This is a genomic window from Methylobacterium sp. 77, assembly GCF_000372825.1.
GTDB lineage: Bacteria > Pseudomonadota > Alphaproteobacteria > Rhizobiales > Beijerinckiaceae > Methylobacterium.
In genome coordinates, this window is record NZ_KB910516.1 from 4,140,855 (window position 1) to 4,148,010 (window position 7,156).

Here is a 7,156-nt window from a genome sequence, read left to right on the forward strand (position 1 = left end):
AACCGAAACAGCCACGCCATGACTGCGCCGCGCACCCTCTACGACAAGATCTGGGACGACCACGTGGTCGATGTCGAGCCCGATGGCACCAGCCTCCTCTACATCGATCGCCATCTCGTCCACGAGGTGACGAGCCCACAGGCCTTCGAGGGCCTGCGGGTCGCCGGCCGCCGGGTTCGCCACCCGGAGAAGACGCTGGCGGTGGTGGACCACAACGTCCAGACCTCCGACCGCCGCTTCGGCATCGAGGATCCGGAGAGCCGCATCCAGCTGGAAGCGCTCGCCGAGAACGTGCGCGAGTTCGGCATCGAATTCTACGACGCCCTCGACCGGCGCCAGGGCATCGTCCACGTCATCGGCCCCGAACAGGGCTTCACCCTGCCGGGCCAGACCATCGTCTGCGGCGACAGTCATACCTCGACCCACGGTGCCTTCGGGGCGCTGGCGCACGGCATCGGCACCTCGGAGGTGGAGCACGTCCTCGCCACCCAGACGCTGCTGCAGCGCAAGGCGAAGAACATGCGCATCACCGTGGACGGCACTCTGCCGCCGGGGGTCACCGCCAAGGACATCATCCTCGCCATCATCGGCGAGATCGGCACCGCCGGCGGCACTGGCTACGTCATCGAATATGCCGGCGAGGCGATCCGCGCCCTCTCGATGGAGGGGCGCATGACGATCTGCAACATGTCGATCGAGGGCGGCGCCCGCGCCGGCCTGGTGGCGCCCGACGCCGTCACCTACGCCTATGTGAAGGATCGCCCGAAGGCGCCGAAGGGCGAGGCTTTCGAGCGCGCCCGGGCCTACTGGGACAGCCTCGCCACCGACGAGGGCGCCTTCTTCGACCGCGAGGTCCGCCTCGACGCCGCCAGCCTGCCGCCCCTGGTGAGCTGGGGCACGAGCCCCGAGGACGTGGTCTCGATCTCCGGCGCGGTGCCGGACCCCGCCGAGATCCTCGACGAGAACAAGCGCCAGTCCAAGGAGAAGGCCCTCGACTATATGGGCCTGACCCCGGGCACGAGGATCACCGACATCACCCTCGACCGGGTCTTCATCGGTTCCTGCACCAACGGCCGGATCGAGGATCTGCGCGCGGTCGCGAAGATGGTGGAGGGCCGCAAGGTCCACCCGTCGGTCTCGGCGATGGTGGTGCCGGGCTCCGGCGTGGTGAAGGCGCAGGCGGAAGCCGAGGGGATCGACCGCATCCTCAAGGAGGCCGGGTTCGACTGGCGCGAGCCGGGCTGTTCCATGTGCCTCGGCATGAATGCCGACCGCCTGAGCCCGAACGAGCGCTGCGCCTCGACCTCGAACCGCAACTTCGAAGGCCGCCAGGGCCATCGCGGCCGCACCCACCTCGTCTCCCCGGCGATGGCCGCCGCCGCCGCCGTGGCCGGCCGCTTCGTCGACATCCGCGACTGGCACGGCGAGGCCTGACGACCAAGCTTGGGCGGAATCCATGAAACGGGCCGGAATCGCGATTGACGCGGCCGGCCCAGCCGCCTAAACGAAGCACCGCGTCGGCAGCGAGCTGCCGACGAGCCCAGGTGGCGGAATTGGTAGACGCGCTGGTTTCAGGTACCAGTCTTGCAAGAGGTGAAGGTTCGAGTCCTTTCCTGGGCACCAAGCAAAAACTAAGTCATTGATTTTACTTAGTTTTTAGCCCCGCTTTCCGCACCTTGTCGACCGGGGCGGGATGAATCGGAGCCCCTCCGGCCAATCGGGCATTGGCCGCGGTTCTGGCATAGGTTGCACTTTATCGTCTCCCCGGCGCCCATCCCGAGAAGACCATTGAGCTGCGCTGTCTTGGCGCCAGCTTCAGCCGCACGTCGGTTCCCAACCTAGTTCTGTCCGTGCGCAGCGCCGGGCACTTTAGCCGAGCGGCAGGCCTTCCCGAACTACGTCCAGAATAGTTCCTCGGTGAAGGCGAGCCAACGCTCTTGTTCGCGAAACCGGAGGGAAAGGCTTCTCGCATCAATTCGCGACAGTTGCTTGCCTCTTTTCAGACTTCCAAAACTCAATCATGTGCGACATCGCACTCACACTGCCGGTCTGACCGACCCGGACACAGACGCGCAAACTACGCTCGTCATGCTTTGTCCTGCCCCGATCCTTGCGGTGGCCGGATATATTCGACCATGAGCCTTTCACCTTATCTGCAACGTCTCGGCATCGTCCTGATCGCCGCTGCTCTCGTCATGGGGCCGATCGCCGATCCCATGCCGGTGCTGATCGCTTATGGCACCGCTGGGTTGCTTCTCGCCACGTGCAGCATCGTCGACCTGATGTCCTGTCGCTCTTCGTCGTCCATGGATAATGCCGCCGCGGCGAGGCGCGCCATCCGCAGCGGTGCACGTCGAACCGTCTGATCGGGTCCAAATCTCCGGGCCCGAAGCTCTTGCATCAACGGCCCGGCACCATCCCGACTTGCAGGAAATCGACAGCCGGACCGATCTCATCGGTGAACACGCCCGCTGTGAGGAAACGCCCGAAGACGCAGGCCGTGTCGAGATTCGTCCGGAAGGGGCGGATGTCCGGACGGCCGCTCTTCTGCGGCGTGTGTCCGTGAACCACGTGCTTGCCGAAGTCGAAATCCTCGGTGAGGAAAGGCTTTCGGATCCAGAGCCTTGCCTCCACGTCCGGGTCGATGCCGCTTCGCCCGGGTCGAAACCCGGCATGGACGTAGTAGCGCCGCTCGTCCTCGTGGACGGTGGCGAGGCCTGACATCCAGTTGAGCGCATCGCGCGGCAATTCCTCAGGATCCTCGATTCCGAACGAGGCGAGCGTGGTCTGGCCGCCGTTCTCGAGCCAGACGGACGCACCGAGCGGTTTCTCGTAGGCATCGAGCATCATCCGCTCGTGATTTCCCATGAGAAAACTCGCGTTGCCGTTCTCGGACCGATCGAGATCCCGCAACATCGTCAGGACGCCGTCGCTATCCGGTCCGCGGTCGACATAATCGCCGAGGAAGACGAGACGGCGCGACCGACCCTCGCGATGACGCTCGATCTCGGCGAGGAGACGCGCGAGGGCGTCGGCACATCCGTGAATGTCGCCGATCGCGTAGGTGAGGTGACTCATCGAACTCCCGGCCGTGCTCTGCGACGCTCGGCCTTGCGGGTCGCCGTCTCGCGCAGATGCTGCTCGATGACGGCATTGGCCCGGCCGCGCATGACACGGATCTGTTCGTCATCGTCGAAGGTTTCGGGAAAGCGGCGCGACAGCCAGAGATAGGCGCTCGCGAGCCGCACCGTCCGCTCCTGATAATCGAGTTCCCCGCCGAGATTGGCGCGGAGGGCCGGGACGGTGGTGCGCGAGGCTCGCGCCTGCGCCCACCGTTCCAGCATGGCGATGGCGATCTCGTCGCGCCGGTTCACCGGGCAGACCGAGAAGGCGAACTTCTCTTCGATCGGCAGCCGGGCGCGATCGACGATCTTCGCGACGTCGAGAATTTCGTCGAGGGCCGAGGGCTGGAACGGCGATCCGGCATAGAAGGTGGCACGGGCGAAATGCGTCATCACCTCGCGCAGGCTCTCCGTCCGCATCTCCTCGGCGACGGAGCGGATCGCGATCAGGTCCGGTCGGACAAAGAATCGCGTATCGGCGGCCGGCGCCGTCGGTGCGCCGGCGAGTGCCGCCCGGATCGGTTCGATTCCGCTGGCATCCGTGGCCGCGACGTAACCGACATCCTGGTGACCGAAGCGGCCGGCACGTCCGGCGATCTGGCGGATTTCGGAATTGGTCAGGGCGCGCTCGCCGACGCCGTCCCATTTCCGGGTCGCGGAGAAGACGATGCGCTTCAGCGGTCCGAGATTCAGGCCCATGCCGATCGCGTCGGTCGTCACCAAGACGGTGGCCTCCCCGGTGCGGAACCGCGCGGCCTCCGCGCGTCTCACTTCCGGAGACAGGGCGCCGTAGATCGTCGCCACGCTATGCCCGGCGGCGACTAGGATCTCGCGGTTCTCATGGACGGCGCGTCGCGAGAACGCGACGACCGCATCGCCCGGCTCCACCTTCTCGAGGGGGATCGGCTCGTCGAGGAGGACGAGGGGCGTCTTGCGGACGAAGGTGACCACCTCCAGCGACTCGTTGGCCGCTTCGGCCGCGCGGCGCACGGCGGCGAGCGCATCGTCCGAGCCGCAGACCACGACGGTCTTCGCCGGAATGCCGAACAGAGCATTGGTCCAGGCCCAGCCCCGGTCGGGATCGGACAGCATCTGAATTTCGTCGATCACGGCCACGTCGACGGGCCGCATCAGGTCGGCGGTCTCGATCGTCCGCGAGGTGTGGGTCGGCCTGTCCTCGCCGAGCACCTCTTCGCCGGTGACCATGCCGGCCTTGAGACCGCGCTCGGCCAGCCCCTCGTAATTCTCGAGGGCGAGAAGCCGTAGGGGTGCGAGATAGGTGCCCGTCGGGGCCGCCGCCAATACTTGCAGCGCCGCGTAGGTCTTGCCGGAATTCGTCGGGCCCATATGGAAGACGATGCGGCGGCCGAGCCGCCGAGCCGCGCCGAACTTCTCGATATAGGCGCCGAACCCGACCTGATCGCGCAGCCGGCGCAGACGCGAATCCTCCCGCGCCACAACCTTGGCGCGCTTGCGCACCGGGGTCAGGGTATCGCTCATCGAATGGCCGAGATTGGGCCCGGCATGGAACACCCGCGAGCGGAGCGAGCGGTCCATATGGTCGATATAGGTGACGGCGTCCGCTCCGACCTCGCGCAGATCCGCCGTGATCGCGTCCCGCAGCCGCTCGAGGGAGGGGCGTAGGACCCGTGCCGTCTGGGCGGTGGTCTCGGCCGCCGCCATTCGCAACGTCTCGATGCGCCAGGTCGGGTCGTTGCGTTCCGCCATGCCGGAGACGATCTCGGCGGCGATGCCCTCCAAGGGCACGTCGACCCGAACATCCATGCGACCGCCATCGAGCAGCGGCAGCACCACGCGGACACGCCAGATTACGGTATCGTTCGCGGCGATCGTGACTTTCAGGCCGGGAACGTTTCTGGCAACCGCTTCCGCCCCCGTCCGGGCGAACGCGCTCTGTGCCTTCATCCGCCGGAGCGCCTTGCCGACGCGGGAATCTTCGACGAAGCCGCCGAATTCCGGGAGTTCGAGCTCGATCCGCAACGCTTCGATATCGATCGATCTCGGCGGAAGACCGATCCGGGCGACGGCTTCCATCAGAAGATCGGCGGTGGACTGAACGCGCTTTCGCGCCATGGGCAATCGATCCTCGGACTAGCGTGCCGGGCGGGGTCGCCGCGCGAGACCTTCTCGCGGGCGTCTGCGAGCAATCCCCGAGCCATGGAGACGCTGCCCGATCCCGGTCCCATCGCCTATCCTCGATATGTGGATAAGGCCGCCTTTTTCGAGACCGTCGCTCGCGCGCTGCGTCGAAGGAGGACGTCTCGCCCCTGCGACCTCGAACGGATCACGGATTTTTTGCGCCGGGCGAAAGTTCTGCCGGTTGCGAAATGCCTCACTTCCGTCACCGCCGCTGGGTCCGGTACGTCCGTGTCGTCCCGTCCGATCGATCGCTTCCGATTTCGTCGTAACAAAGGTTGGATCTAGCGGCTCGATAGGGCGAAGAATGGGAGCCGAATGCAGAATCTCCGCGTTCAGCTCTTGTCTCATCCAATACGGCACGGACTCCGTCAGGCCCGCCGGTCCGATGTGATGAGTGTTCGACGTCTCAGCGCGATCGCCGCCCCAGGAGGATGCCCAGCGTGGACCAGCCGACACCGGTCGCTCAGAGCGTCGATGCCACGGGTGCCGCCAGAATCGCCGCGCGGTTCGCTGCCTCACGGGCGGCAGATCAAGACCATGATGGCGGGTTTCCCGAAGCGGATGTGGAGCATCTCCGGACGCTCGGCCTGCTCGCCGCTCCGATCCCTCGGGACGAGGATGGCGCCGGCCTCGGGGAAGAGCCGGGTGCCTCCGACCTGTGCGACGTGCTGCGCATTATCGGGAGCGGAAGTCTCGCCCTCGGCCGGATCTATGAAGGGCATGTCAATGCCCTGCAACTGGTCGCCCGCTACGGCGATGCATCTCAGCGCGCACGGCTCTTCGCCGATGCCAGGAGGGGGCACCTCTTCGGCGTCTGGAATACCGAACCTGCCGATGATGGGCTGAAGCTCGTGGAGCAGCCCGGCGGCTACCGGCTGAAGGGCGGCAAGATCCTGGCATCCGGCGCCGGTTTCGTCACCCGCCCCCTTGTCACGGCCCGCACCATCCCCAGCGACGTCGCCTACATGGTCGTGGCGGATCTCGCGCCCGGCACGCGGGCCGATCTGTCCGACTGGCGCGCGCACGGCATGCGTGCCTCGGCCACGGGAAAGGTCGATCTGACCGGCCTGGACATTCCGCCGGACGGGCTGCTCGGTGACCCGGATTCCTACTCGCGGCAACCCTATTTCTTCGGTGGCGCCTGGCGTTTCGCTGCGGTCCAGCTCGGGGGGATCGAGGCCGTGCTCGATATCTGGCGCGAGCATCTTCGCCGGACCGGCCGCGGTCACGATCCGCATCAATCGGCACGGCTGGGGGAGGGGCTCGTCGCCACCGAGACGGCGCGCCTCTGGGTCGAGCGCGCCGCGCGCCTCGTCTTCGAGGACGACCTGCATCCTGATCGGATCGTGGCCTACGTCCATCTGGCACGGACCTCGGTCGAGGCCGCGGGGATGACGGTGTTGCAGCTCGCTCAGCGCTCGGTCGGACTGCAGGGCTTCCTGCGCGATCATCCCCTCGAGCGCGCCTCGCGCGATCTCGCCACCTATCTGCGTCAGCCGGCACCGGATTTCGCCCTGACCTCCGCCGCGCGCTATGTCTTGGAGGAGACCGTTTCCGCCGGCGATCTGTGGCGTGATTCCGGAGAGGTGCCATGACGCGTCATTCGCAGACGATGCCGCCGGACTATTTCGAGAATCGCTATGCCGGCGATCCCGACCCCTGGCAATTCACCACCAGCACCTACGAGGCCGGGAAATACGCCGCGACCTTAGATGCCTTGCCCAAGGCGCATTACGCGTCGGCACTCGAAATCGGCTGCTCGATCGGGGTGTTCACCAACGCCCTGGCGTCCCGGTGCGATGCCCTCATTGCCGTCGACACGGCGGAGAAAGCCCTCGAACAGGCGCGCGAACGCTGCGCGTCGGCACGGCAGG

General features: G+C 66.5%; 6 protein-coding genes and 1 tRNA gene (1 of these 7 running past the window's edge). 5 read left to right on the forward strand and 2 right to left on the reverse strand.

All coding sequences use genetic code 11. From position 1 onward, the window contains the following. Nucleotides 1-18 precede the first annotated feature (18 nt). The 3 genes from leuC (at nt 19) to A3OK_RS0119650 (ending at nt 2,366) form a co-directional block, all read left to right on the forward strand. On the forward strand, nt 19-1,434 hold the full coding sequence (gene leuC, locus A3OK_RS0119640; protein WP_019906607.1) for a 3-isopropylmalate dehydratase large subunit: 1,416 nt from the start codon (nt 19-21) through the stop codon (nt 1,432-1,434). A 104-nt stretch (nt 1,435-1,538) separates the two neighbouring features. Beyond that, nucleotides 1,539-1,623 (forward strand) — tRNA-Leu (locus A3OK_RS0119645). Between the two features lie 512 nt (nt 1,624-2,135). Then, nucleotides 2,136-2,366, forward strand: a complete 231-nt coding sequence (locus A3OK_RS0119650) for a hypothetical protein (protein WP_019906608.1) — start codon at nt 2,136-2,138, stop codon at nt 2,364-2,366. 34 nt (nt 2,367-2,400) lie between these two features. Here A3OK_RS0119650 and A3OK_RS0119655 read toward each other — a convergent pair whose 3' ends face one another. Next, nucleotides 2,401-3,078 (reverse strand): metallophosphoesterase family protein, encoded by a 678-nt coding sequence (locus A3OK_RS0119655; protein WP_019906609.1) that lies wholly within the window; start codon nt 3,076-3,078, stop codon nt 2,401-2,403. After that, on the reverse strand, nt 3,075-5,216 hold the full coding sequence (locus A3OK_RS0119660; RefSeq protein WP_019906610.1) for a helicase-related protein: 2,142 nt from the start codon (nt 5,214-5,216) through the stop codon (nt 3,075-3,077). Before A3OK_RS0119660 ends, A3OK_RS0119655 begins: the two co-directional genes overlap by 4 nt. A gap of 497 nt (nt 5,217-5,713) precedes the next feature. Between A3OK_RS0119660 and A3OK_RS0119665 the strand changes: the two genes are divergently transcribed. After that, nucleotides 5,714-6,877: an acyl-CoA dehydrogenase family protein gene (locus tag A3OK_RS0119665; RefSeq protein ID WP_155912078.1), complete on the forward strand. Its 1,164-nt coding sequence runs from the start codon at nt 5,714-5,716 to the stop codon at nt 6,875-6,877. Continuing rightward, nucleotides 6,874-7,156, forward strand: partial view of an SAM-dependent methyltransferase gene (locus tag A3OK_RS0119670; RefSeq protein WP_019906612.1) — the start only. The gene runs 305 nt beyond the window's last position; 283 of the gene's 588 nt are visible here — the first part of the coding sequence; it begins with the start codon at nt 6,874-6,876; its stop codon lies off the right edge, out of view. The genes A3OK_RS0119665 and A3OK_RS0119670 overlap by 4 nt, the downstream gene beginning before the upstream one ends.

Bases quoted from the DNA above. Each gene is read 5' to 3' on its own strand.
- A3OK_RS0119650 (WP_019906608.1), top strand. From the start codon at position 2,136: ATGAGCCTTTCACCTTATCTGCAACGTCTCGGCATCGTCCTGATCGCC.
- A3OK_RS0119660 (WP_019906610.1), bottom strand. From the start codon at position 5,216: ATGGCGCGAAAGCGCGTTCAGTCCACCGCCGATCTTCTGATGGAAGCC.
- A3OK_RS0119665 (WP_155912078.1), top strand. From the start codon at position 5,714: ATGCCCAGCGTGGACCAGCCGACACCGGTCGCTCAGAGCGTCGATGCC.
- leuC (WP_019906607.1), top strand. From the start codon at position 19: ATGACTGCGCCGCGCACCCTCTACGACAAGATCTGGGACGACCACGTG.
- A3OK_RS0119655 (WP_019906609.1), bottom strand. From the start codon at position 3,078: ATGAGTCACCTCACCTACGCGATCGGCGACATTCACGGATGTGCCGAC.